The sequence below is a fragment of the uncultured Oscillibacter sp. genome (genome assembly GCF_900546705.1).
In the GTDB taxonomy this organism is placed as follows: domain Bacteria; phylum Bacillota; class Clostridia; order Oscillospirales; family Oscillospiraceae; genus Oscillibacter.
In genome coordinates this window covers 55389-79799 of record NZ_URDP01000001.1, presented here as the reverse complement: position 1 = coordinate 79799, position 24411 = coordinate 55389, and the positions used below count along the sequence as shown (strand labels likewise).

The window sequence follows — 24411 nt, the reverse complement described above, 5'->3', positions numbered from 1 at the left end:
AGAGAAGCGGACGCTTCCGCTTCTCTTCTCCGCCGGGTAAATTTCTGCTTGCGGGCCCCGCAGGTACCGTTACATATAGCGTCTGCACAGATCGCCCAGGCTGGGGTCCTTGGTGGCCTGACCGATGGCGTTGAACTTCCACTCACCGTTGTGGCGGTAGATCTCGCCGAAGATCATGGCGGTCATGTCATCGTAGTTTTCCGACAGGTTGAACCGGCACAGCTCCTGGTTGTTCCGGGCGTCCACAATGCGGATGAACGCGTTGCGGATCATGCCGAAATGCTGCTTGCGGGCCATCGCCTGGTAGATGTTGACCACCACTACGATCCGGTCGTACTCCGCAGGCACCTGGGTAAGCTCAATGACGATCTGCTCATCGTCGCCCTCGCCGGCGCCGGTCAGGTTGTCGCCCATGTGGCGTACGCTCTTGGACTTGTGGGTCAGGTTACCGAAGTAGACGATGTCCTTCTGGTCGGTGAGCTTTCCGCTCTTGAGCATCAGTGCAGACGCATCGCAGTCGATGGCCTGGGCCGGCGCGGAAAAGAGCGATCCGAACAATCCGCCGCTGTGCTGGCGCTGGGCCTCATCCCAGCCAAGGCCCACAATCACACGGTTGAGGCCCTCGCGCCCCTCCTTGGAGAGGCTGACTTTCTGCCCTTTCTGCAGGCTTACAGACATGGTGCAATTCCTCCTTATTTTCTTCCGGCCTTCCAGCGCATGCCCCAGTGGAACGCCTGGTCCAGCGCCTCGTGCCCCTTGTAGAACTGTACGATCTTCTCCACGCTGAACGTCTCATCGTTGACGTTTTCCAGCAGGACCAGTCCGCACATGATATTGCTGGAGTTATAGTCGTCCATCTTGACGATCAGATCCTCAGCCCCGGGGTAGCGGATGGTGACGGTGGCGTCCGCCTGCTGCCAGTTGGCGATTCCCTCATAGATGAAGGTATAGACCAAAATCCGCTTGATCTCGGCAATGCGATTTCCGTCGATACGCAGGTTCTCCCCGGTGGTGACGGCGCCGGTGCGGTCGTCCCCGTCCAGGGCGATGTAGGGCGGCTCCTTCAGCGAGCCGAAGGCATTGCCCAAAGCCTGGACCGCGCCCTTGCGGCCGTTTTTCAGCTCATACAGGCACCCCAGATCCAGGTCGATTCCCTTGCCGCCGCCCATCAAGCTGGCGAAAAAGCCCTGCTTGGCAGGCCGGCTGTTCCAGTTCAGGTTCACCAGGATCTCACCCAGACCCGTCCGCTCTTTCTTCTGCAGATTGACCTTTCTGCCCTTTTCCAGACTGATGGCCATGGTCCGCCTCCTTACTCCACGTCAATGCCGTAATTGGCGCACAAGGCCGCAAGGCCGCCCTGATAGCCGCTGCCGATGGCATTGAACTTCCACTCGCCGTTGTGCTTGTAGAGCTCACCGAACACAGCCGCCGTCTCAATGGAGAAGTCCTCCCCCAGATCGTAGCGCAGCAGCTCCTGGCCCTTGGCCTCGTCCACAATGCGGATAAAGGCGTTGGACACCTGGCCGAAGTTCTGGCGCCGCTCGTCCGCCTCGTAAATGGTCACGGTAAAGGCGATGTGGGTGATGTTGTCCGGCACCCGGCTCAGGTCCACCCGGATCTGCTCATCGTCGCCCTCACCCTCGCCGGTCAGGTTGTCGCCCATGTGCTCCACAGCGCCGGAGGGGTCCTTCAGATTTCCGTAGAACACAAAGTCCTCGGAGCGGGTGGTCTTTCCGTTGTCGCCCAGCAGGAATGCCGCGGCGTCCAGGTCGAACGCGCCGCCGGTATCAAAGGCATTCACGTCCCAGCCCAGGCCCACCATCACCTTGGTCAGGCCCGGATTGTCCTTGGTCAGGCTGACTTTTTGTCCTTTTTTCAAACTAATCGGCATAGCTCCATACCTCCTCAGGCAACTTCAATCCCGTAGTGTCCGCACAGGGCCGCCAGGCCTCCCTGGAAGCCGCTGCCGATGGCATTGAACTTCCACTCGCCGTTGTGACGGTACAGCTCGCCCACCACGATGGCCGTCTCAATGGAGAAATCCTCCCCCAGATCATAGCGGATGAGGTCGGTGCCGGTGACCAGATCCTGAATGTGGATATAGGCGTTGGACACCTGGCCGAAGTTCTGGTGGCGGCTCTCCGCGTCGTAGATGGTGACGGTAAAGGCGATGCGCTCCACGTTGGCAGGCACCTTGGAAAGATCCACCACGATCTGCTCGTCATCGCCGTCGCCCTCGCCGGTCAGGTTGTCGCCCATGTGCTTGACGGAGCCGCTGGCGTGGGAGAGGTTTCCGTAAAAAACGAACTCCTTCTCCGTGGGGCACTTGCCGTTGGCACCCAGCATGAACGCCGCGGCGTCCAGGTCGAAGGCCGCGCCGGAGTCATAGACGTTCACGTCCCAGCCAAGGCCCACCACGATCTTGCTCAGGCTGGGGTTTCCCTTGGTCAGGTCCACTTTTTGTCCCTTGGTCAGATTGATCGGCATAACATTACCCTCCGTTTTCAGTATTTTTTATCAGGCATGCTGTATCTTGCGTTGAAATCGGCCTTGATGGCCTCCAGGCGCTTCTGGTCGTCCAGGCGCTGCTTGCGGGCGTTTTCCTGGATCTGGCGGGTCTCGTCAATTCCCGAGACGATGGTCTGCCAGGTCTTTTCCAGCGTCTCGATCTTGATGGAGCTGCCCGAGGCCAGCCGGGCGGTCATCTTGGCCTGGTCGGCGGTATTCTGGGCGTTGCGGATGAGCATCTCGTTGGTCTTGGCGTCCAAGGCGGACATGGCCTCCGCCTGAATGCGCTGGCGCTTGAGCATGATGGCCTGGGTCAGCGCCTGCTTGAACACCGGCAGCGTGATGATGAACGCGGAGTTGATCTTGCGCACCAGGTTCATGTTGCTGAACTGCATGGTCTTGATCATGGGGATGGCCTGCATGGCCACGCTCTCCGCCGTGCGCAGGTCCTGGGTGCGCTGCTCCAGCATCATCAGCGCCTGGTTGAGGGTGGTGAGCTCGAACTGGATGGAGTTGTCGCCGGTGGCGTCCAGATCCGCCTGACGCTGGGCGATATAGGCCTCCAGCTCCCGGCAGCCCTGCTCACCGGCCAGAATGTACATGACCAGCTCGTGGTAGTAATTCACATTGGCCTGGAACATCTCCTCCAGCTTGCGGTTGGACTGCTTGATCTCCGTCTCGTACTGCTTGAGCTGGACGTAGATCTTGTCCACCTCCTCGCCCATGGTATGGTACTTGGCCAGGATTTTGTCCAGCTGCTTGCGCAGGTTGCCGAAGAGCTTGCCGAACAGCCCCGGGTTTTCCTTGATCTCCTCAATGTCGAACTTGTCCATGATCTTGGCCAGGGTATTGAGCATGGCGCTGGAGTCGTCCAGCTGGGACATGTTCATGCTGTTCAAGACCACGTCGGAGCACTTGGAGATCTCCTCAGCGGCGCCGGAGCCGAAGGAGACGATGGTCTCCAGGTTGTAGACCTCGATCTGGCTGGCCAGCCGGTCCACCTCCGGAGAGTTGGTCATCAGCTGGTTCATCTGATTGCGGTCGGCCACAATGTCGTACTGCTGATAGTCCTCCTGAGGCTCCGCCGGGCTCTGGGCCTGCGCGTGCGGCTGTACGGCACCGGAGGCGGGTCTGCTGAAATCCAATCCCATAGTTAAAAGCTCCTTCCAAATAGTTTTCGAATGGCATGCAGTCCGCCCTCCTGTAATGTGTCAAAGTCGGGAGCGGACAGGTCATATAAATACTCGCCCAGCTGCTGTTCGCTGGCGAAGGGGCCGGTAAAATACTTTTCGATGCACTGATAGCCGGTGGGGACAAAGAACAGGATATCAAAGCCCACCAGGTTCAAAAATGCCGCCAGGATGCTGTCCTCCAAAGAGAGGAGCTTTTCCGTGGTGTTGATGAAGATCATCTTGGGATTTTTCTTGGTAAAATCAAATTTCTGGATGAGACGCAATATCTCCTTGTTGAGATTGAGCACCGTGGAAATCACCGTGTACTCCGTGCCGTTTTCAAAGGTCCCGGCAATGGTCCTGCGCTCCAGCAGCAGTGCCAGCTTATCCAGCAGGTAATCCTGAATGGCCGGCCGCAGGATGCCGTAGGGGTACGCCTTGTGGCTTTTGATCTTGTCCCGCCGCAGCCGCCCGTTCTGGAGAAACTGAGTGGCGAATGGCTTGATGGGGTTGGCGTCCAGTGCCGTCAGATACGGCACGGAGCGCACCACCAGGGTGTCCGGGGTGATGAGCTTTTTGATGTCCAGCCAGTACTGGGCCGTCTGCCCGTCCTTGACCCCGCAGATCTTCTCCAGCAGCACCGGCATGGTGACCGTATCCCCCTGGACACTGAAGTTGGGCCGGTACTTGAGCTCCTGGTCCCACAAAATGGAGATCTCCTCGTACATGGTCTGGAGCGTCACCGTCTCCGCCTTGGCGTACTGCTGGGAGCGGTAGAGCCCCGTATCCTGATACATGAGCGTATCCAGTTCCCGCTCGGCCTGGTAGGCCGCCGTGCTCACCCGGTTTTGCGTCTGCTCTGTGGGGAACGACTGGGCGTCCATGGTGGTCTCATAGCGGATTTCCAGCAGCGTGCCGTCCCGCAGCACCGACGATGCACCGCCGTCTGGCATGAGTACCAGCACATCCACCGGCAGGCGGGCCAGCATCCGCAAAAACAGCGCCTCCGCCGCCGTGGTGCAGGGTCCGAAGAGGATAAACACCGCCACGTCACCGGCGTGCCAGCCGGAAAAGAGCTCCTTCTGGTACCGCCCCAGCCACGCCAGCAGATACACGGCCTTGTTGGTCAGCTTGTGGATGGCGCCCTCCGCTCCGGTGCTCTCCTCCAGTACCAGGTCCAAAAATGCCTTGACCATGAGACGCTGCAGCTCCTGGCTGCCTGCATACCGGATGTTGCGGGAAAGGCCCGCTGCCAGCTGCTCCGCCGTGGTGTAGTTCTGCCGCTTCACGGCGGCGATCTCCTCCGGTGTGGGCAGGGGGATCTTTCCGTTTACCACGCAGATCCTGCGGCCGTCCCCCTGAAGGCGCTTGTAGAAGGCATAGAGGTCGCTGGAAAAGAGCAGCTTATCCGCCACACCGTACTGAGCCAGGAAGGCGTTGTAGAAAAGAGCCGGGTCACTGCCCCGCTGCCGGGGCGGCACCGCCGCCTGCTCCAGCTCCGCCTTTTCCATCCAGGCGTTGGTGCACGGGGCGGTCTCCGGCGGCGTGCCGTAGAGGCGCTGAGTCTGGGCCTGCCGGGCAAGCTGTGCCTGGATTTCTTTTAAGTTAAACGTATTCGGGACGGGTCCTGCATCATTTGGGTGATACAGCACGGACCACGCAGATGCCGGGTCCAGCTTTTGGTAGCCCGCGTCCCCGGACCGCTCCAGCAGCACAATGTCCGCCCCCGCCCGGGACAGCACGGTCAAAAGCTGCAGTTCGTAGCTGCTGATGTCCCCGTCGTAGAGGATCTTGGGCGGCTCCTCCGCCCCCAGGCTGCCCACGATGCGCTCGAATTTATAGTAGAGCCAGCACATGTACTTGGTGTAGGCGTTGCGCAGGATGCTCTCCGTCTTGCCGCTGCGCACCATGTCCCTCAGTGTCTCATCCATGGCCTCCGCCACAGCGGCGCGCTGGCTCTGGGACATGCGGGGCAGCCACACGCCCAGCCGCTGGTCCAGAAAGGTCCTCTCATGCCGGAACTCCGTCCCCAGCATCTCGGAAAAGTAGGACAGCTGCCCCACGTCCGGGTTGGGAATCCGCCCGTCCAGAATCACACCGTTGCGCCGGGCGGCGTCGTAATAGCACCGGATAAAGTTCTCGATCTCCCCGTTGAGCCCATCCATCCGACAGAAAAAGACGCTCCGCTCCCGTCGGCGGGAGAGGGGGAGGAAATAGTCATTCAGTTTTTCAAAGCTTCCAAATCTAAACATAGTGGCCGTCTTTCTTTCGCTGAATGTAGTTTTCCTCATTATAATACGAGGCGTGGATTCTTTCAATCGTTCTCACAAGAAAATCCGCCGTCTGCCGCCCGCCTCCGCCGTAGCGCATTTGATACACACTTTCCATTCTGACAGTTCCCCTTTTGTCCCTTTTGTGCTACAATTGTTTCACTGTCTGATTTTACACCGTCCGCCGGACCTCCGTGCTTGGGCGGCTTTGAAAAATTTCACGTTGTAAAGAGGTTGACCAATGACGCACGAACTTAACGGCTACGCCGTGGGCGCACTGCTGTACTGTCCCGCCAACGCCCACGGTTCCATTGCGGATGCTTTGAAAAATGAACTGTACCCCAAGCCATTTTCCCTGGCCTTCTGTCTGGAGGATACCGTCCGGGATGACGCGGTGGCCCAGGCGGAACAGACGCTCTTTCAGACTCTGCGGCGCATCAGCGACGCCCACGCCGCAGCGGACTTTTATCTTCCTCTGATCTTCATCCGGGTACGCTCGCCCCGGCAGCTTCTGCACCTGGCGGAAGCCTGCCGTCCTCTCTCCCACATTCTCACCGGCTTCATCCTGCCCAAGTTCTTCGTGGAAAACTGCGGTGACTATCTCTCAGCCATTGCCCAGCTTCGAAGCCGGGGGCTGGACTACTACTATATGCCCATCTTCGAGTCGCCGGACATGATCGACCTGCACACCCGGTACGAAAACCTTGCCCGGGTGCGGGACGCACTGGAGCCGGTATCCGACCGGATTTTAAACATCCGGGTGGGCGGCAACGACCTCTCCCATGCCTTCGGCCTGCGCCGCCGGGTCTGCGACACCATTTATGATGTCAAGCCTGTGGCGGACCTGCTGGTGGACATCGTCACCACCTTCGCCACCCGGTACGTGGTCTCCGGCCCCGTGTGGGAGTACTACGCCGGCCCCGGCTGGGACACCGGACTGCGCCGGGAGCTGGAGCTGGACCGCCTCAGCGGGTTCGTAGGCAAGACAGTGATCCACCCCAATCAGATTCCGGTGGTCAACGACATGCTCCGGGTGTCCCGGGAGGACTACGCCGACGCCTGCTCCATCCTTCATTGGGACGGGTCCGACGGGCATTTGGTTTCCGCCAGTGCCGCCGCCACCCGGATGAACGAATACAACACCCACTTCCGCTGGGCCCAACGGATTGCACATCTGGCCCGGTACTACGGCATCCGCTCAGACAATACAGAAAACTAACAGGCTGTGAAAGGACGCGCTATGGGAAAAAGAGAGAACACCACGCGCCCGGCGGCAAAGCGCCGCCTGACCGGGCGTCAGAAGATTCTGCTGGCCGCGGCCATCGTGCTGGCCGTGGCGGTGGCCGCAGCGGCGGCATACAAGAGTCTGTTCGTCCAGCCCGAACTGCCCGGCGAGAAGGAGCCGGACGCCCCCGTTCAGGAGATTGATTGGGGCGACGGCATCCAGCCCAGGGCCAGCGGCGCGCGGAAAAGCGACGCCTATTACACAGTGCTGATTCTTGGCCGCGATACCGGCGGCGGCGGAAATACGGACACCATGCTCCTGGCCAGCTATGATGTAACCAATCAGAAGGCCACGGTCATGTCCATCCCCCGGGACACCATGGTCAACGTCTCCTGGGACGTCAAGAAAATCAACTCCGTCTACAACACCTACGGCTGCGGCGACAAGGGCATCCAGGCCCTCTACAAGGAGATCAGCCAGCTGGTGGGTTTTGCGCCGGACTACCAGGTAGTAGTGGAGTGGGAGGCCGTGGGCAAGATCGTGGACGCCATCGGCGGCGTCTGGTTCGACGTGCCTTACACCATGGATTACCACGACCCGGAGCAGGATCTGGTGATCGAGCAGGAAAAGGGCTACCGCCTGCTCTCCGGTGACGACGCCATGCAGGTGATCCGCTGGCGGAAAAACGACAAGAACAGCCCCTACGGCTACCACACGGGCATCGGTGACTACGGCCGCATGGAGGTGCAGCAGAACTTCCTCAAAGCCGTCATGGAGCAGATGATGCAGCCGGCCAATGTGCTGCACCTGGGAGAGCTGGCAGGCGTATTCCAGGAGTCCGTCCAGACCGACCTGAGCTTCCAGAACATTCTCTGGTTCGGCAAGCAGGCCTTTTCCGGCGGTCTGAGTATGGAGAATGTCACCTTTTTGACCATGCCCTGGAAGAGCGCCGAGGCATACAGCCGCTCCTACCACAGGTATCTCGAATATGTGGTTCCCATTCCCAACCAGCTGCTGGAGATCGTGAACACGCAGCTCAGTCCCTTTCAGGAGACGTTCACCCTCAGCGACCTGGACATCATGTCCGTCAACGCCGACGGCTCTCTCCGCTCCTCCACCGGACACCTGGAGGACAGCCGCGCTGCCGCGCCGGTGACCGCACCCTCCAGTCCCGCGGTATCGTCCGACGCCGAGGCGCCGGATTCCACGACGCCCGACGCCGATGCCTCGGATACCAATGCATCTGATCCCCAGACACCGGCCCCCAATATACCTGACACCGGTACCTCTGACGCTGAGGCCCCCGACCCAGGCGTCCCCGATACCGGCACTCCTGACGCCGAGACACCCGACGCAGGCATCCCCAATACCGGCACTCCTGATGCTGAGACACCCGACGCAGGCACGCCTTCTGCCGAAGCGCCGGATTCCACAGCGCCCGGTACCGAAGCTCCCGATACCAATCCCCCCGATGCCGCTATCCCTGATGTCAGTACCCCCGGCCCCGACACGCCGCCGGCAGATGAGGGGTTTATCCTGACTGAGTCCACACCGTGATCCATCTGAAATACCCGGCAGGCAGCCGCCTGCCGGGTATTTTTTCATCTCCCGAAATCTTCCTTGCAGCCGTTGCGGATTTGCCGGTCAGGTGTTTCTTTATAGATAAGACTTTTTTGGGAGGGATATCCTTGCTCCTCTTTACCATAGATGACAGCGTCCCACAGGACCAGCGCCGTTTTTTTGAGGACCTCTATCAGCACTACAACCGCCTGATGTGGTATACCGCCAAAAGCTACACCGACAGTCAGAGCGATGCAGAGGACGTATTGCAGGACGCCGTGGAAAAGCTGCTGCGGCGGATTCCCACGCTGATGGAGGTGCCCCGTTGCGCCTTGGGCACCTATGTTGTCTATACAGTTAGAAGCGTTGCCATCAATTTCCAGCGCCACCAAGCGGTGGTCAGCCGCCATACCCAGGTCATGGATGAGGAAGCCGACCGCCGGGAAAGCGACTGGGGCCATCCCCAGGAGACCCTGGAGCGGAAAGAGGCCCTGGACGGTCTGGCCGCTGTGTGGCCGTCGCTGGAGCCCATGGATCAGGAGGTGCTCTACCGGCGCTACATTCTGGGCCAGTCGGACGCGGAGATGGCCCAGGCCCTGGGGTGCAAGGCGGGCAGCGTCCGGGTAAAGCTCTCCCGGGCCAGACGCCGGGCGCTGGCACGCATGAAAGAAGGAGGGGCCGCACATGACAAATCGTGAAACCCTGTGGGAACAGTATGACGACGCCCGCTTTGCGCTTTTGATGGACGAGGTCATTCGCCAGGAGAGTGCCCGGCTGGAAGAGCTGAACCAGTCTCTGTCCGCCGATCCCTCCGCAGCGCTGCCGGAATCTGCGGAGCGCCGCTGCCGCCAGACTATGGACCGTTTTTTCGCCGGGCAGCGCCGGCGGCACCGCCGGCAGGCCTCCCGGCGGATTTTTCACCGGGTGGCCATGGCAGCAGCCGTGGCGGCGCTGATGTTCACCACGGCGTTTGCCCTGTCCGAGGACTTCCGGGTCTCCACCATGAATCTGCTCATCACCGTAGAGGAGCAATACACAGAGCTGACCATGAGGCCCGCCGACGAGACGCCCCAGGAGCCCCAGAACGAGGCGGAGCTGGCCTATTTTGAGAATCTGGAGATCGGCTGGCTGCCGGAGGGGTTCACCTGCACCACCACGATTCCAAATCAGCAGGCGGAATTCCGGGACGGCACCGGGCTGTCCCTGGTCATCAGCCTGTACGCTCTGGAGGACGCCCCGGCAGCAGACACCGATGGCGCCGACCGCACGGAGACTCTCTCCCTCAACGGGCTGGACGCCCTGCTGGTAGAAAAGGACGGAGCCACCACCTGCTGTGTCACGGACACGGAAAACGGCGTCTGTTTCACCGTCTGGACCTCCGATGGCATCGACCCGGCCGTCAGTCAGAAGATCGCGGAAAATCTCCGGTATGTGCAGCCGGAGGACTGGCCCGTTTTTGAAGATCTGGAGGTAGGCTGGATTCCCTCCGGCTATACGCTGGAAGCAAACTATCCCAACAGCCTGTATGGATATACGAATCCGGACGGAACCTATTTTATAATTGACCGATCCAGCGGCAGCGGAAACATGGACATCGACACGGAGGACGCCGATCAGATCGACCATCTGACCATCAACGGCATGGATACCCTGCGGGTGTTCAAAAAGGGCATTATCCACACGGTCATGATGGACACGGAGCACAACCTCATCTACCGGGTGTGGACCTCCGCGGGGATCCCTCTGGAAGTCAACCAGAAGATCGCCGAGAGCATGCACTACGTGGAGCCTGCGGAACCGGAGCCGGCGCAGGGCCCGCTCGTCCCCGACCTTGCCCACGTGGAGGTGGGCTGGGTGCCCGACGGCTTTGTCTGTGGTCTGAGCACCCCCGGGTCCTACGCAGGGTACCGCAATGAATCCGGCGCCGTCATCAACATCAATGTGGAAACGGGTAACAAGAAGGTACTGAACACGGAAGATGCCGACAGTGTGGACACCGGCCTGTGCATCAACGGACGGGAGGCCGTCCGGATCTGCAAAGCCGGTTACATGGAGTGCGTGGTCATGGAACCGGCATACGACCTGTACGTCCACGTTTGGACGGACGGCATCTCCCAGGAGGACAACCAGAAAATCGCGGAAAACCTCCGGTTTTTCGACTGAAGGCCGCCGCCTTCTCCCATACCGGACACCGGCGAGGCGCCGGGCAGAAGCATCTGCCCGGCGCCTTGCCGTCTTTGGCCTGCCGACAAAGCGGCCGCTGCGGGTTCTTTCCCTGGTGGAACCCCCGGCGGCCGCTTAATTTTTTGCATAAAATCATAGACCGCGTCTATGGTGTCAAAATCCGCCCGACGGAATTTGTGCACAATCACATGCTGCCGCCGTTGAGGATAAACTGCCGAAAACATCGCACGGCAGGCGTCATGAACGCCCGTTCATCATTGACCATGTAGAAGTTCCGCTCCCATGCGGGATTGCTGATTTGCAGGATCTTCACATCCAGCCGCAGAAGGATCTCCATGTACGGAACCACCGCGATGCCGAATCCCCGTGCTACCAATCCGGCGATCACCTGGTCCTCCTCTGTCTCGTAGGCGATCCGGGGCCGCTGGCCGATCTTGTCGAACATGCCGTCCACAATGTTGCGCAGTCCGGAGCCCTTGGAAAAGTACACCTGCTCGTAGGGCAGCGTCTCAGCCAGGTCCACCGTATGGCGGCCGGCCAGCGGGTGGTTCCGGGGGACGATCAGCACCAGGTCCTGCTTGTCCACCGGGATGGCGGTAAACCCCAGTTTTGCCGGCGGTTTGGAGCAGAAAACCAGGTCAAACTGCCGCGCGGCCAGCTTTTCCAGCAGCTGCTGGGTCACGCCGGTGGAAAAGGTGAAGCGGATGTCCTTGCCGGGATTGGCCGCCAAAAAATCCGCCGTCAGCTTGGGGACAAACTCAATTCCCAGAGTCCGCAGCAGCCCCAGACGGATCATTCCCTCTCCCCGGGCACTGCGCTGCAGTGCCTCCACGCCGGTGTCCAGCGTGGCCAGGGACGACTCCGCGCAGGCCAGAAACTCCTCGCCGAAGTGAGTCAGCGCGGTGTTGCGCCCCCGCTTTTCAAACAGCGGCACGCCCAGCTCCGCCTCCAGCTGGGCGATGGCGTGACTGAGGCTGGGCTGTGTGATGCAAAGATGCTCCGCCGCACGGGTGTAGTGCTGGGTGTGCGCCAGCTCGACGAAATAGCGCAGATGAAACAAATTCACGTCAGTTCGCCTCCTTTTTTTGTAGAAACAGCATAACATATATAATAGACAAAATCTATACTTTTATGAAAACAATCGATTTGTTAATTTCTTGTCACAACGATATAGTGAGGCCGAAGACAACGGCCGCCCTCAACCGGCGGCACAGCAAAAACAGGAGGGAACCATCTTGCACATCTCAGGAACCACCACCTTGCTGGGGCTGATCGGCACGCCGGTCGCGCACTCCAAGTCCCCGGCCATGTATAACCACTGCTTCCAGAAGTTCGGACTGGACTGGGCCTACCTGGCCTTTGACGTTCCGGCGGAACAGGCCGGTGCGGCCGTGGAGGCTATCCGGACGCTGCACATGCGGGGCGCCAACGTGACCATGCCCTGCAAGAACGCCGTCATCCCCTATCTGGACAGGCTCACACCCGCCGCCGCGGCCATTCAGGCGGTGAACACCATCGTCAATGAGGACGGCTGCCTGGTGGGCCACAACACAGACGGCTGCGGCTACACCCAGAACCTGCGCCGCAGCGGCGTGGAGGTTGCCGGCAAGAAGATCGTCCTGCTGGGCGGCGGCGGTGCCGCCTCCGCCATCGCCATTCAGGCGGCCCTGGAGGGCGCGGCAGAGATCTCGGTCTTTAATCTGAAGGACGCTTTCTGGCCCCGGGTAGAGCAGAACCTGGCCGCCATTGCCAAGGCGGCGCCGGGCTGCGCCATCACACTGCACGATCTGGAGGACCGGGCGGAGCTCAAAGACGCCATCGCCCGGTGCGACATTCTCTCCAACGCCACCCGTGTGGGCATGGCCCCCTACGAGGACCAGAGCAACATCACGGACCTCACCTGGTTCCGGCCCGATCTGGTGGTCACGGACGTGGTGTACGCGCCCCCCGCCACCAAGATGCTTCGTCAGGCCCGCCAGGCCGGCTGCAAGACCTGCGACGGTCTTGGGATGCTGCTGTGCCAGGGCGCCGAGGCGTTCCGGCTCTACAGCGGTCTGGACATGCCCGTGGAGGAGATCCGGGCACTGCTGTACGCGTGAAATCAAACAAGAAAGGAACAACGGAAATGAACCAGACTGTGGACTCCAGAAAATACTACCCCACGGCCCTGGCCCTGTACATCACCTATTTCGTCCTGGGCATCGCCGCCTCCATTATGGGCCAGTACAAGCAGAACTTCGCCGCCATGTGGAACGCCGCCGTGCTTGCCGATGGCAGCTATGACGTCTCCGGCGTGGTGGCGGTGATCGCCGCCATCGGTCTGGGCCGCCTGATCGCCTTTCCTGTGGCGGGCCCCCTCAGCGACCGTCTGGGCCGCCGGCTCTCCGCCCTGATCGGCTGCGCCCTCTACGCCGTGTTTTTGCTGGCGGTGACCTTCTCCCCCAACCTGTATGTGGGCTACGTGCTGGCCGTCATCAGCGGCATGGCAAACTCCTTCCTGGATACCAGCATCACCCCCTCCTGTATGGAGATTTTCAAGGAAAAGGGCACCATCGCCAACATTTTCACCAAGCTTTCCATTTCCATTGCCCAGTTCCTGCTGCCCTTTGCCATCGGCTTCGTGGCCGTGGAAAACCTGCCTTTCAACACCATCTTCCTGGCCACTGCCGCCATCATCGTCATCGACGGCGTATTTCTGGCCTTTTTGCCCTTCCCGCCCTTTGAGCGGGCGGTGAAAACCGCCGGTGCCCCCAAGGAAAAGATGCACTTTACTCCGGCGGCCGTGGTGCTGATCTGCCTGGGCTTCACCACTTCTACCACCTTCATGCTGTGGATGAACTGCAACCAGGAGCTGGGCACCCTGTACGGCCTGGCGGACCCCAGCAAAATTCAGTCCTTCTACTCTGTGGGCATTGTGCTGGCCCTCTTCGTCAGTGCAGCCCTGCTCAAGCGGAACGTGGAGCCCGCTAAAATCCTGGTGGCCTATCCCACCGTGGCCCTGGTAACCCTGGGCGCCATCTATCTGGTCCGCCAGCCCGTCATGTGCCTGGCCGGCGGCTTCCTGCTGGGCTTCTTCGCCGCCGGCGGCGTGCTGCAGCTGGTGACGGCGGTGGCCAATGAGATGTTCCCCAAAAACCGGGGCGTCATTACCTCCATCGTCATGATCGCCTCCAGCATCGCAAACTATCTGACCGTCAGCGCCGCCGGTGTTCTGACCCGGGTGGGCGGTGCGGAAGGTCCCCGGCTGGTACTGCTGTTCAACATGGCGGTGACCCTGGTGGGCATCCTTCTGGCGCTGTACCTCAATACCTGCCTGAAGCGGGAGCGGGCCGCGGCCGGGAAGGAGTAATCTATGGAAAACCTGTTTCTCATCGGCTTCATGGGAGCCGGCAAGACCTCCGTCTCCCGCCGCCTGGGCCAGCTGCTGGACCGGGAGGTAGTGGAGATGGACCAGTGCATCGCCGGACAGGAGGGCATGTCCATCCCGGAGATCTTCGCCCAAAAGGGCGAGGCCTACTTCCGTGCCTGCGAGACGTCTCTGCTGGAGAGCTTTTCGCAGGGCGCGCCCCGGATCGTCTCCTGCGGCGGCGGTGTGCCCATGCGGGAAGAAAACGTGGCGGCCATGCGCCGCTGCGGCACCGTGGTACTGCTGACCGCCTCGCCGGAAGTCATTCTGGACCGGGTAAAGGATGACCACAGCCGCCCGCTGCTGGAGGGCCACAAGGACATCCCCTACATCACTTCCCTGATGGACCAGCGCCGCCCCAAATACGAAGCCGCGGCGGACGTGACTGTGGACACCTCAGTCCTGACCGTCGAAGAGGTCTGCCGGGAGATCCTGCGCAAGATCGGATAAACCGGCGTTGATTTCAACGCGGGAAAGAAACCGTCAATCATTGATTACTTAGGAGGAATTATCATGTCTCACAAATATCCCATTACCATCAGCTCCTGGACGCTGGGCGATCAGTGCACCTTTGAAGAGCGGGTGGCCGCCGCCAAGGCCGCCGGCTTCGAGGGCATCGGATTGCGGGCGGAAACCTATGTGGACGCCCTGAACGAGGGTCTCTTTGACTCGGATCTTCTGGCTATTTTGAAAAAGTACGATATGAAGGTCACGGAGGTGGAGTACATCGTCCAGTGGGCGGAGGAGCACCGCTCCTATGAGCAGAAGTACAAAGAGCAGATGTGCTTCCACATGTGCGATCTCTTCGGTGTGAACCACATCAACTGCGGCCTCATGGAGGACTATTCCGTGGAGTACACCGCCCAGAAGCTGCGGGAGCTGTGCCGGCGGGCCGGCAAGTACGTCATCGGCGTGGAGCCCATGCCCTACAGCGGCCTGCCCGATGTGAAGAAGGCCTGGGCCGTGGTGAAGGCCTCCGGCTGCGACAATGCCAAGCTGATTCTGGACTCCTGGCACTACATCCGGGCAGACCAGCCCTATGACCTGTCTGTTCTGGAGGGCATTCCCGCCGAGAAGATCGTCTCCATCCAGATCAACGACGTCCAGGCCCATCCCTACGCCAAGAGCATCCTGCGGGATGAGTCCATGCACGACCGGATGCTGCCCGGCACCGGCAGCGGCAACACCGCCGGCTTTGTTCAGCTGATCCGCGACAAGGGCGTGGAGCCCGCCGTGGTGGGCGTGGAGGTCATCAGTGACGAGATCCTCAGCCACGGCGTGGCTCAGGCCGCCAAGGAAAATTATCAGGCCACCCAGGCCGTTCTGGCCCAGGTTTGGCCCGAGACGCTGGAAGCGTAAACTACATTCATTCAACAGGAGGATTATGACAATGGAAGAGAGAATTTCCGGCCACACCAAGCTTTACTGCCTCATTGGCTCCCCCGTGGGCCACTCCGGCTCCCCCGCCATGTACAATTACAGCTTCGCCCGCACCGGCGTGGACGCCGCCTACCTGGCCTTTGACATTCCCCTGGAGCAGGTGCGCCAGGGCGTGGACGCCCTCAAAACCCTGGGGGTCGGCGGCTTCAACGTCACCATGCCCGACAAGACCGCTGTGGCGGGCATCGTGGACGAACTGTCCCCCGCCGCCAAGCTCATCGGCGCATGCAACACCGTCACCGTAGGTGAGGACGGCAAGCTGACCGGCCACAATACCGACGGCATCGGCTTTGTCCGCAACCTCCACGAGCACGGCGTGGAGGTCCAGGGCAAGAAGCTGGTGGTGCTGGGCGCCGGCGGCGCCGCAACCGCCATCTGTGTCCAGGCCGCCCTGGACGGCGCCGTGGAGATCGCCATCTTCAACCGCAAGGACGAGTTCTACGATAACGGTGCCCACACGGTGGAAAAGCTCCGCCAGGCCGTTCCCACCTGCAAGGCCTCCATCACGCCTCTGGAGGATGCGGACGCGCTGGCCCGGGCTGTGGGCGGCTGCGACATTCTCATCAACGCCACCAAGGTGGGTATGAAGCCCCTGGACGGCGAGACCCTTATCGATCCCGCCCTGTTCCGGTCCGACCTGGTGGTGGCGGATACCGTATATAACCCCCGCGAGACCCGCATGATCCGGGAGGCCGAAGCCGCCGGCTGCAAGCTGGCCGTAGGCGGCATCGGCATGCTGCTGTGGCAGGGCGTGGCGGCCTACAAGCTGTTCACCGGCAAGGACATGCCCGCCCAGGAAGTGCTGGAGAAGTTCTTCTCCTGATGAAACGACTGGAAGGAAAGGTAAACGCCATGAAATTCCCCACTTTGTTCTCCCCCATCCAAATCGGTACGGTGACCGTTCCCAACCGGTTTGTGGTGCCCCCCATGGGCAATAACCTGGCCAATACGGACGGCTCCCTCAGCGAGCGGTCCCTGGCCTATTACCAGGCCCGGGCCAAGGGCGGCTTCGGCCTCATCACCATTGAGTCCACCGTGGTCTATCAGGAAGCCAAGGGCGGCCCCCGGAAGCCCTGCCTCTTCACCGACGACACAGTGCCCAGCTTCCGGGCCGTGGCGGACGCCTGCCATGCGTATGGGGCCAAGGTGTCCATCCAGCTCCAGCACGCCGGTCCCGAGGGCAACTCCGCCCTCACCGGCTATCCCCTCAAGGCCGCCAGCGCCGTTCCCGCCGCCCAGGGCCGGGAGATTCCGGAGGCGGTGTCCCGGGAAGAGCTCTACCGCATCATCGAATGCTACGGCGACGCCGCCCGCCGGGCCCAGCAGGCCGGCATCGACATGGTAGAGGTCCACTGTGCCCACGGCTACCTGGTGAGCACCTTCATCTCCCAGCGCACCAACCACCGCACCGACGAGTTCGGCGGCTGCTTTGAAAACCGCATGCGCCTGCCCCGGCTCATCATTGAGAACATCCGCCGCAAGACCGGCGGCAACCTGCCCATCCTCTGCCGCATCAACGCCAGCGACGAGGTGGAGGGCGGCCAGAGCGTCCAGGACGCCGCCGCCGTGGCCGCCTATCTGGAGCAGGAGTGCGGTGTGGACGCCATCCATGTGACCCGGGCCGTCCACCTCCACGACGAGTTCATGTGGGCGCCGGGCATCACCCACGGCGGCTTCAACGCCGATCTGGTGACGGAGATCAAGCGGGCCGTGTCCGTCCCCGTCATCGCCGTGGGCCGGTTCACCGAGCCCCAGTACGCCGAGCTGCTGGTCAAGCAGGGCCGTGCGGACCTGATCGCCTTCGGCCGCCAGAGCATCGCCGACCCGGAGATGCCCAACAAGGCCCGGACCGGACGTCTGGAGGAACTGTCCCCCTGCATCGGCTGCCTGCTGGGCTGCGTGCCCAACATGTTTGCCGGCAAGCCCATCACCTGCGCCGTCAATCCCTGCGTGGGCCGCGAAGCGGAGCTCAAGCCCGCCGCCGAGTCCAAGCGGGTGGTCATCGTGGGCGGCGGCCCCGGCGGGCTGTACGCGGCCTGGGCCTGCGCCGTCCGGGGACACCAGGTGACGCTGCTGGAAAAGAGCAGTGAGCTGGGCGGCAACTTCCGCATCGCCTCCTATCCCACCGGCAAGGGCCAGCTCTCCGAGGCCATCCGTTCCATGATCGTCCGGGCGGAGAAGGCAGGCGCCCAGCTGCGGGTGAACACTGAGGCAACGGAGGAAACGCTGCGGGCCCTGTCCCCCGACGCCATCATTCTGGCCACCGGCTCCAATCCCCTGGTGCTGCCCATTCCCGGTCTGGACACCTGCGGCTATGTCACCGCCCAGGACATGCTGGAGGGCAAGGCACCTGTGGGTAAGCGCGTCCTGGTGGTCGGCGGCGGCATGGTGGGCTGCGAGGCCGCCGAGTTTTTGGCCGAACGGGGCCATCAGGTGAGCATCATCGAGATGAAGGACGTCATCGCCTCCGATGTGACGCCGGAAAACCGCCGCTACATGTTTGAGAATTTCCAGAATCATCATGTGCTGCTGATGCCCGGCGCCAAGGTGGGGCAGTTCTACACCGATGGAGTGGACTACACCCTCGCCGACGGTACAGCCGGTTCCCTGCGGGGCTATGACAGCATCGTCCTGGCCATGGGCTCCCGGTCCAACGCGTCGCTCAAGGAGGCCGCCCAGCAGGCAGCCGGACAGGTATTCGTCATCGGCGAGGCATTTAAGGCCCCCGGCAACGCAGTGCTTGCCACCGGCGACGCCCTGGACGCTGCCCTGCAGATCTGATTGTTTTCTCCTGTTTCTCCCAAAACAGTTTTTTCCCCGCAAGAAGCCGGAGGCGCCGGACGGAATTCCGTCCGGCGCCTCCGCTGTCGTTATGTCCATTTTACTCCACGCTCTGTGCGATCCGGATCATCGTCTCCCGGTCCAGGTTGCCCTGTAGCCGGAATGTGACGCCCGGCTCCGCATCAGCAGCGAGCTTCTCCATCTCCGTCTGGGACAGCGGGGCACTGAGCCAGAACAGCACACCGTCCTCGTTTTCCCACACCAGGCTGTTCTCTCCGCCGGGAAGCGCGTAGAAGTCGGCGTCCCGGCCGCCCACGGAAGCCGGGCACAGCGCCGCGGCGGTATCCACATCCAGGTCCCAGGCATGCCCCACCTGGCTTCCGCCGGGCAGGAACGGAGCCTCCCGGCGGCGGCATGATGCAAGCGGCTGTTCTGTGCCGGCAAAAAAACAAGCGGCGGCCGTTGGAATGCGGCCGCTGCTTGCTTTATTCACGCTCCCGGGCACCGCCCGCCTTCCCGCCTTCGGAAGCTCCCAGTCCCAGCAATTCCATCAGCCGCGGAATGGCACGCTCGTCCCAGCTCTGCGTCAGTTCCCGGTCATTTCCATGCTTGTCGGTAACCGTCAAAATCCGGCCTCGTGCGTTTCCCAGACTGATGCTCACCAGATCCTGGTGCCGGTAAAGCTCAAAATACCCCTTCTGCTTTACAAAGAGAAAACTGGGCGTCACCGTCACATTCCGGATGCCCTCAAGCAAGGAGAGATCTTTCTCCGCTTCCACGTCCTCGCAGATATCAGCAAAGGACTTCTCCCCTTCCCACAGCGTCAGAAACTGTGCCGTTTCCGGATGACGGTAAATCCGCAGGCCATAGCGCAGATACCGTATGCTGCCGTACGCCAGTCCTCCCGAAAAGACGGAAAAAATCACCGCCAGCGCAACAACCGGGCCGCTGGGGAACCCTTCCAGAATTTCCCTGACGGAAATCGTCGCAAAAACCAGAAAGAACACCACTACCATCAAGGTGTAGATCAAACCCCAGGTCATAAACCGCTGCTTTCCGGAATCCCGGATGCTGCGGCACAAAAATGTATCATTTACATTCATGGCCGATCCTCCACGTCGGATTTTTTATAACACGTTTGTTTATAACAGCATTTTTTCAAAAAATACGGCAAAGGATTTTCAGGCAAAGGCTTATTTTTTATCATACCAGAAACTCGGCCAAATGCGGATAATATTTTTAAATTTTATGCAAAAAGTTTAAAATCAGGCAAAATATTTGTAAAATCACGCAATGTTTCTTCTATTGACTCGTCCCTTACGGGCAAGTTTATACTGTTTTCAAAGGCAGGTAAGGCTGAAAAATATTCATCAATTATGAGAAAGGAGCGATGATCTGTTTTGCGGGATCTCAACCATATCAAGCTCGCCCAGGAGACCAGCATGCTCTACCGCGGCGGTCTCGTCAACGGCGACACGTTACATCCGGAGGCTCCTCCCCTGTATGCCACCACCGCGTTTATGATGGACGACTTATACAAACAGTTTGAGGTCAACGAAACGCGGGGCTACAACTATATCCGCGGTACGAATCCCACCCGCGATGCGCTGGGAGAGCTCATCTCCTGTGCGGAGGAAGGCGAGTGGTCCCTGCTGTTCAGCTCCGGCATGGGTGCCATTTATTCCACCATCACCACGTTTGCCAAAAGCGGTGATCATGTGGTGGCCAACAGCGACCTGTACGGCGAGACCATCGACCTTCTTTCCAACCACCTCAGCCGCAGCGGGGTAGAGACCACCTTTGTTCCGTTTTCGGACCTGGATGCCGTCCGGGCTGCGGCAAAGCCCAATACCCGTCTTTTCTATTCTGAGGTCATTTCCAATCCGCTGACAAACATTGTGGACGTAAAGGCCGTGGCGGATATCGCCCATGAGGCCGGCGCACTTTACTGCGTAGACAGCACATTTTCCACGCCCTATGTTATCCAGCCCCTCAAACACGGCGTCGATCTGGTGATCCACAGCCTCACCAAGTACTTCAACGGCCACAGCGACGCCTGCGGCGGCAGTGTCACCGGAAGCCGGGCCCTTCTGGAGCAGATCCGTCGGGTCATGCTGCTGGTAGGCAGCAGTCTGGACCCGTACAGCAGCTGGATTATTCTGCGGGGAGCGCGAACCATGGGCATGCGGGTCCGCAAACAAAACGAAAATGCCGCTCAGTTGGCGGCCTTTTTGGAGCACCATCCGAAGGTGGAGAAAGTCTACCACCCCAGTCTTCCCTCCCACCCGCAGCACGCATTTGCCCGTTCCGTGTTCCACGACGGCTTTTATGGTGCCATCGTCACATTCTCTATGCAGTGCAGCATCGAAAAGATCAACGACTTTATGCACCACCTGAATCTGGTTACCTACCTGCCGTCTCTGGGCGGGTACCGTACCACACTCTCCCACCCTGTCTCCTCTTCTCATCATGATGTGCCGGAGGCCGTCCGTCTGAAAATGGGAATTCACGACGGCATGCTCCGCATCAGCGTAGGCTGTGAGGACATCCATGATCTGATCCATGATTTTGAAACGGCCCTGGAGGCCATGTAGTTTTCGCTCTGCGGACCCGTGTGAATCAGCCATGCAGTTAGGAGGAATATTATGGAAGTTATTCTGAATGCGTTTTCAGCGTTTTCCAACTGGGCGTGGGGCATGCCGCTGACCATCGTTCTTCTGGGCACCGGCCTGTTTTCCACCATCATCACCAAGGGAGAATTTTTCTATCGGTGGAAATTCTGCTTTTCCAATACCTACGGCAAGGTGTTCAAGAAGTCTGACGGCGTGGGCACCGTCTCTTCCTTTGCAGCGGCATGTACGGCCATGGCCAACACCATTGGAACCGGAAACATCGCCGGTGTTTCCACCGCCATTGCCTCCGGCGGCCCCGGTGCCGTCGTGTGGATGTGGATCACCGGTCTGCTGGGCTGCTCCACCAAGGCCGTGGAGATTATCATCGGCCAGCGCTACCGGGTCAAATACAGTCATATTGATGAGTACACCTGCAGCCGTGAACTGGCTTTGAAGCAGACATTCGGTCTGAAGATCCTCCCGTTTCTGCTTGCGGCGCTGTTTTGTATCTCCAGCCCCTGGACCTGTCTGGTGCAGGTGGAAGCCAGCGTATCCGCCTGGGCAGCCGCAGTTTCCGGCAACACCTCCGTGCTCGTGACCGTGCTCTTTCTCGGCAGTGCCGCTGTGGTCATTTTCGGCGGTCTGCGCAGAATTTCCGCGTGGATGGAAAAAATCGTGCCCTTTATGTCCATTGCATACATCTTGGGCGTACTGGTTATCATGATTATGAATGCGGACATGATTCTTCCCACGTTCGCTTCCATTTTCAAGGGTGTGTTTACCCCCCAGGCCGCTGTCGGCGGCTTTGCCGGTGCCACAGTCCGCGATGCCATGCGCTACGGCGTTGCCCGCGGTATGTACTCCAACGACGCCGGATCCGGACTGGGCCTGATCGCCCACTCCCCCGCCAAGGTGGACCACCCTATCCGGCAGGGGTGCTGGGGCTGGGGCGAGGTGTTTGTGGACACCTGCGTCGTGTGCACCATGTCCGCCCTGGCGATTCTGACCACCAACGTATATCAGACCGCCACGGATGTCTCCACCTCCAACTATGTGACCGCTGCGTTCCAGCAGACGCTGGGCGGCGCCGGAGCCGTTTTCGCCGCCATTGTCATCACGGCCTTTTCCTGGACCACGCTGATCGGTCACTATTACGCCACGGAAAACACCTTCAAGGGCATCATCGGCGACAAGCCCTGGCTGAGAACCGCCCTGATTATCTTCGCCATCTACTATATTCTGCCCAATATCATCGGCAGCCGGTTTGACGCCGACCTGCTGTGGGGCTTCTCCGACGTTCTCGGCGTGGTGAATATTCTTACCACCTCCTCCCTGATCTTTGGCAACTACAAGGAGATCATCCGCCTTTGCAAGGACTTCAACGAGCGGTTCCAGCCTGCCATTGACCGCGGGGAAAATCCAGAGCCTGTCGTATTTGAGAACAAAAACGTATCCGTTTCCCCATTTTCATAACATCCGCAGCACCCGACCGGTCTGCAGATATAGCCTTCTTATAAAACGGAAGGGAGCAGTTTCACAGGAAACCGCTCCCTTCCTCCCCTTACTCTGTTTCCGGATCTGATTGGAGGAAACCCAGATGAAAGAGCTCTATTCAGTGGGACAAACCGCAAGGCTTCTGGGCGTGACGGTAAAAACCCTGCGCTACTATGAGGCCATCGGACTGGTCCTGCCTGCCTACATCAATTCGGAGACAGGCTACCGCTACTACGCTTCCCGGCAGTTTCAGCGGATCGACCGGATCAAATACCTGCAAAGCCTCGGCTTTTCCCTGGATGAAATCCGCGCTTCCATTGAAAACGTGGATGATCTGGTTGCTTTGCTGGGGCAGAAGAAAACCATGCTCAAGCAGCAGCGGGAGGAACTGACGCGGAAAATTGAAGACGTGGACTGGTATCTCAATTATTTTCACTATATGGAAAACCGGGATGCCTGTACGGACATCTACCTGATGCATCTTCCCCAGCGATTCGGGATTGTGGTCCCTCACTCCCCCGATGAGCTCAGCCGGGAGGCGGAAATCCGCCTGGCATCACTGCGGGGTCAGGAGCCCTATAACAGTCTGACCTATCTGCGCCAGTATGGCTACCTGATGGACTATCAGCAAATGAAACAGGACAGGCTGTTTCCAAAGGGGTATTTCATCTTTTTGAAAAACCGGCCGGCGGAAGAGCTTCCGAATCTGATCGAATTTCCCGACGGGACTTACCTGTGCTTTGTGCTCCGGATTCAAAACGAGTTTCCCAGAATGCAGTGGGACCACACCAGCTACCTGGAGATGCTCCGCGGGCAGCCGGACCCCACGTTGGTTCTGGCCAACGAATACGAGGACAATCTGCACCAGTTTGCCTCGTGCAAATACGAGTTTCAGATTCTCATGGACACCAGCACCCCCCGCAGCCAAGGCAGTCAAACATCCGCGCCGGACCGCGCGGCGGATTCCGAAAGGCGGGAAGCATCTCATTGAGCTATCTATCGGTTTTTTTAATCAGCACACTGGCAGCTGCCCTGCAGTCCTCCCTGGGCTTTGGATATGGAGTCGTGGGAATGGCGCTCTTCCCGTTTGTGCTGCCCTATATGACCGCCGTGACACTGTGTACGGTCTCGGCCCCTCTGAGCAACGTGATTGTTGCCATCCGTTATCGGCGTTTCATCCAGTGGCGAAAGCTGTGGCTGCCGCTGGTACTGGCCCTGACCGCCAGCGCCGTGATGTCCTGTTTGATCGCCAGTCAGGCAGAGGGTACCCTCAAGCAGCTGCTGGGAATTTTTCTGGTTCTTCTGGCCTTGTATTTCCTGCTGTTCAAAGACCGCATCAAAGTCCGGGACACTTTGCTCACCGGAAGCGTCTGCGGTCTGCTCAGCGGGCTGTGCGGCGGTTTTTTCGGTGTCAACGGCCCGCCTGCCGTTGTGTACTTTATGGCGGCAGCGGATGGAGACAACCGGCGCTATCTGGCCACCGCGCAGACATTTTTCCTGGTACTGAACATCCACATCACGGTTATGCGGATCTTCAACGGTGCCGCCACCACGGAAATGCTCTATGCTGCCCTTGTGGGGACGGCCGGCGTTGGCGCAGGCACGCTCATCGGCCTGAAGATTTTCAAAAAGCTGGACCTGACCTCCCTGTATCGCTTCGTATATCTCTTTATGGCTATCATGGGCGCTTTTATTTTCTTCACCGCGTAAGCGCTCTTTCGGGGATATGATTGCCTCCCGCAGCCACGCCGGCTGCCCG

Annotated in this window: 23 protein-coding genes; 14 read left to right on the top strand and 9 right to left on the bottom strand. The window is 60.1% G+C overall.

Features of this window, described 5'->3' with window-relative positions; all coding sequences use genetic code 11:
- Window positions 1-69: 69 nt before the first annotated feature.
- Genes QZS13_RS00365 through QZS13_RS00340 form a run of 6 tightly spaced genes read right to left on the bottom strand, consistent with a single transcriptional unit; the run spans window position 70 to window position 5932 of the window.
- Window positions 70-678 carry a TerD family protein gene (locus tag QZS13_RS00365; protein WP_295584098.1) on the bottom strand — a complete coding sequence of 203 codons (609 nt, stop codon included), beginning with the start codon at window positions 676-678 and terminating at the stop codon, window positions 70-72.
- 14 nt (window positions 679-692) lie between these two features.
- Window positions 693-1298: a TerD family protein gene (locus QZS13_RS00360; RefSeq protein ID WP_295584096.1), complete on the bottom strand. Its 606-nt coding sequence runs from the start codon at window positions 1296-1298 to the stop codon at window positions 693-695.
- Between the two features lie 11 nt (window positions 1299-1309).
- Window positions 1310-1891 carry a TerD family protein gene (locus QZS13_RS00355; RefSeq protein WP_295584093.1) on the bottom strand — a complete coding sequence of 194 codons (582 nt, stop codon included), beginning with the start codon at window positions 1889-1891 and terminating at the stop codon, window positions 1310-1312.
- A 14-nt stretch (window positions 1892-1905) separates the two neighbouring features.
- Window positions 1906-2487, bottom strand: a complete 582-nt coding sequence (locus QZS13_RS00350) for a TerD family protein (protein ID WP_295584091.1) — start codon at window positions 2485-2487, stop codon at window positions 1906-1908.
- Window positions 2488-2504: 17 nt separating this feature from the next.
- Window positions 2505-3659 (bottom strand): toxic anion resistance protein, encoded by a 1155-nt coding sequence (locus tag QZS13_RS00345; protein ID WP_295584089.1) that lies wholly within the window; start codon window positions 3657-3659, stop codon window positions 2505-2507.
- 2 nt (window positions 3660-3661) lie between these two features.
- Window positions 3662-5932 carry a YceG family protein gene (locus QZS13_RS00340; protein ID WP_295584087.1) on the bottom strand — a complete coding sequence of 757 codons (2271 nt, stop codon included), beginning with the start codon at window positions 5930-5932 and terminating at the stop codon, window positions 3662-3664.
- A gap of 259 nt (window positions 5933-6191) precedes the next feature.
- Between QZS13_RS00340 and QZS13_RS00335 the strand changes: the two genes are divergently transcribed.
- The 4 genes from QZS13_RS00335 (at window position 6192) to QZS13_RS00320 (ending at window position 10898) form a co-directional block, all read left to right on the top strand.
- Window positions 6192-7169 carry an HpcH/HpaI aldolase/citrate lyase family protein gene (locus QZS13_RS00335; RefSeq protein WP_295584085.1) on the top strand — a complete coding sequence of 326 codons (978 nt, stop codon included), beginning with the start codon at window positions 6192-6194 and terminating at the stop codon, window positions 7167-7169.
- 21 nt (window positions 7170-7190) lie between these two features.
- Entirely contained in the window at window positions 7191-8732 is a 1542-nt protein-coding gene (locus QZS13_RS00330; RefSeq protein WP_295584083.1) for an LCP family protein, read from the top strand.
- A gap of 131 nt (window positions 8733-8863) precedes the next feature.
- A complete protein-coding gene (locus QZS13_RS00325) occupies window positions 8864-9433 on the top strand; it encodes an RNA polymerase sigma factor (protein WP_295584081.1) in 570 nt (189 codons plus the stop codon).
- Window positions 9420-10898 (top strand): DUF4367 domain-containing protein, encoded by a 1479-nt coding sequence (locus QZS13_RS00320; RefSeq protein ID WP_295584079.1) that lies wholly within the window; start codon window positions 9420-9422, stop codon window positions 10896-10898. Before QZS13_RS00325 ends, QZS13_RS00320 begins: the two co-directional genes overlap by 14 nt.
- Window positions 10899-11103: 205 nt before the next feature.
- Here QZS13_RS00320 and QZS13_RS00315 read toward each other — a convergent pair whose 3' ends face one another.
- Window positions 11104-11985, bottom strand: a complete 882-nt coding sequence (locus tag QZS13_RS00315) for a LysR family transcriptional regulator (protein WP_295584077.1) — start codon at window positions 11983-11985, stop codon at window positions 11104-11106.
- Between the two features lie 169 nt (window positions 11986-12154).
- Between QZS13_RS00315 and QZS13_RS00310 the strand changes: the two genes are divergently transcribed.
- The 6 genes from QZS13_RS00310 to QZS13_RS00285 all read left to right on the top strand — a co-directional run bounded on the left by QZS13_RS00310 (window position 12155) and on the right by QZS13_RS00285 (window position 18546).
- Window positions 12155-13018: a shikimate dehydrogenase gene (locus tag QZS13_RS00310; protein WP_295584075.1), complete on the top strand. Its 864-nt coding sequence runs from the start codon at window positions 12155-12157 to the stop codon at window positions 13016-13018.
- A gap of 26 nt (window positions 13019-13044) precedes the next feature.
- Window positions 13045-14268 carry an MFS transporter gene (locus tag QZS13_RS00305; protein WP_366557926.1) on the top strand — a complete coding sequence of 408 codons (1224 nt, stop codon included), beginning with the start codon at window positions 13045-13047 and terminating at the stop codon, window positions 14266-14268.
- A 3-nt stretch (window positions 14269-14271) separates the two neighbouring features.
- A complete protein-coding gene (locus QZS13_RS00300) occupies window positions 14272-14775 on the top strand; it encodes a shikimate kinase (RefSeq protein WP_295584073.1) in 504 nt (167 codons plus the stop codon).
- 63 nt (window positions 14776-14838) lie between these two features.
- Window positions 14839-15684: a sugar phosphate isomerase/epimerase gene (locus QZS13_RS00295; RefSeq protein WP_295584071.1), complete on the top strand. Its 846-nt coding sequence runs from the start codon at window positions 14839-14841 to the stop codon at window positions 15682-15684.
- Window positions 15685-15715: 31 nt separating this feature from the next.
- Window positions 15716-16588, top strand: a complete 873-nt coding sequence (gene aroE, locus QZS13_RS00290; protein WP_295584069.1) for a shikimate dehydrogenase — start codon at window positions 15716-15718, stop codon at window positions 16586-16588.
- 29 nt (window positions 16589-16617) lie between these two features.
- A complete protein-coding gene (locus QZS13_RS00285; RefSeq protein WP_295584185.1) occupies window positions 16618-18546 on the top strand; it encodes an FAD-dependent oxidoreductase in 1929 nt (642 codons plus the stop codon).
- 100 nt (window positions 18547-18646) lie between these two features.
- Here QZS13_RS00285 and QZS13_RS00280 read toward each other — a convergent pair whose 3' ends face one another.
- Entirely contained in the window at window positions 18647-18919 is a 273-nt protein-coding gene (locus QZS13_RS00280; protein ID WP_295584067.1) for a hypothetical protein, read from the bottom strand.
- A 112-nt stretch (window positions 18920-19031) separates the two neighbouring features.
- Window positions 19032-19649, bottom strand: a complete 618-nt coding sequence (locus tag QZS13_RS00275) for a hypothetical protein (protein WP_295584064.1) — start codon at window positions 19647-19649, stop codon at window positions 19032-19034.
- A gap of 297 nt (window positions 19650-19946) precedes the next feature.
- On the opposite strand from QZS13_RS00275, the gene QZS13_RS00270 reads away from it, so the two are divergent.
- The 4 genes from QZS13_RS00270 (at window position 19947) to QZS13_RS00255 (ending at window position 24362) form a co-directional block, all read left to right on the top strand.
- Window positions 19947-21140 (top strand): PLP-dependent aspartate aminotransferase family protein, encoded by a 1194-nt coding sequence (locus QZS13_RS00270; RefSeq protein WP_295584062.1) that lies wholly within the window; start codon window positions 19947-19949, stop codon window positions 21138-21140.
- Window positions 21141-21191: 51 nt separating this feature from the next.
- Window positions 21192-22631 (top strand): sodium:alanine symporter family protein, encoded by a 1440-nt coding sequence (locus QZS13_RS00265; protein WP_295584060.1) that lies wholly within the window; start codon window positions 21192-21194, stop codon window positions 22629-22631.
- A 124-nt stretch (window positions 22632-22755) separates the two neighbouring features.
- Complete coding sequence (locus QZS13_RS00260) at window positions 22756-23643, top strand: helix-turn-helix domain-containing protein (protein ID WP_295584058.1); 888 nt, start codon at window positions 22756-22758, stop codon at window positions 23641-23643.
- Window positions 23640-24362 carry a sulfite exporter TauE/SafE family protein gene (locus tag QZS13_RS00255; protein ID WP_295584056.1) on the top strand — a complete coding sequence of 241 codons (723 nt, stop codon included), beginning with the start codon at window positions 23640-23642 and terminating at the stop codon, window positions 24360-24362. The genes QZS13_RS00260 and QZS13_RS00255 overlap by 4 nt, the downstream gene beginning before the upstream one ends.
- The last annotated feature ends 49 nt before the right edge of the window (window positions 24363-24411 follow it).

Coding starts and splice junctions, on each gene's coding strand:
- QZS13_RS00365 (WP_295584098.1), bottom strand. CDS start 678: ATGTCTGTAAGCCTGCAGAAAGGGCAGAAAGTCAGCCTCTCCAAGGAG.
- QZS13_RS00360 (WP_295584096.1), bottom strand. CDS start 1,298: ATGGCCATCAGTCTGGAAAAGGGCAGAAAGGTCAATCTGCAGAAGAAA.
- QZS13_RS00355 (WP_295584093.1), bottom strand. CDS start 1,891: ATGCCGATTAGTTTGAAAAAAGGACAAAAAGTCAGCCTGACCAAGGAC.
- QZS13_RS00350 (WP_295584091.1), bottom strand. CDS start 2,487: ATGCCGATCAATCTGACCAAGGGACAAAAAGTGGACCTGACCAAGGGA.
- QZS13_RS00345 (WP_295584089.1), bottom strand. CDS start 3,659: ATGGGATTGGATTTCAGCAGACCCGCCTCCGGTGCCGTACAGCCGCAC.
- QZS13_RS00340 (WP_295584087.1), bottom strand. CDS start 5,932: ATGTTTAGATTTGGAAGCTTTGAAAAACTGAATGACTATTTCCTCCCC.
- QZS13_RS00335 (WP_295584085.1), top strand. CDS start 6,192: ATGACGCACGAACTTAACGGCTACGCCGTGGGCGCACTGCTGTACTGT.
- QZS13_RS00330 (WP_295584083.1), top strand. CDS start 7,191: ATGGGAAAAAGAGAGAACACCACGCGCCCGGCGGCAAAGCGCCGCCTG.
- QZS13_RS00320 (WP_295584079.1), top strand. CDS start 9,420: ATGACAAATCGTGAAACCCTGTGGGAACAGTATGACGACGCCCGCTTT.
- QZS13_RS00305 (WP_366557926.1), top strand. CDS start 13,045: ATGAACCAGACTGTGGACTCCAGAAAATACTACCCCACGGCCCTGGCC.
- QZS13_RS00300 (WP_295584073.1), top strand. CDS start 14,272: ATGGAAAACCTGTTTCTCATCGGCTTCATGGGAGCCGGCAAGACCTCC.
- QZS13_RS00295 (WP_295584071.1), top strand. CDS start 14,839: ATGTCTCACAAATATCCCATTACCATCAGCTCCTGGACGCTGGGCGAT.
- aroE (WP_295584069.1), top strand. CDS start 15,716: ATGGAAGAGAGAATTTCCGGCCACACCAAGCTTTACTGCCTCATTGGC.
- QZS13_RS00285 (WP_295584185.1), top strand. CDS start 16,618: ATGAAATTCCCCACTTTGTTCTCCCCCATCCAAATCGGTACGGTGACC.
- QZS13_RS00275 (WP_295584064.1), bottom strand. CDS start 19,649: ATGAATGTAAATGATACATTTTTGTGCCGCAGCATCCGGGATTCCGGA.
- QZS13_RS00265 (WP_295584060.1), top strand. CDS start 21,192: ATGGAAGTTATTCTGAATGCGTTTTCAGCGTTTTCCAACTGGGCGTGG.
- QZS13_RS00260 (WP_295584058.1), top strand. CDS start 22,756: ATGAAAGAGCTCTATTCAGTGGGACAAACCGCAAGGCTTCTGGGCGTG.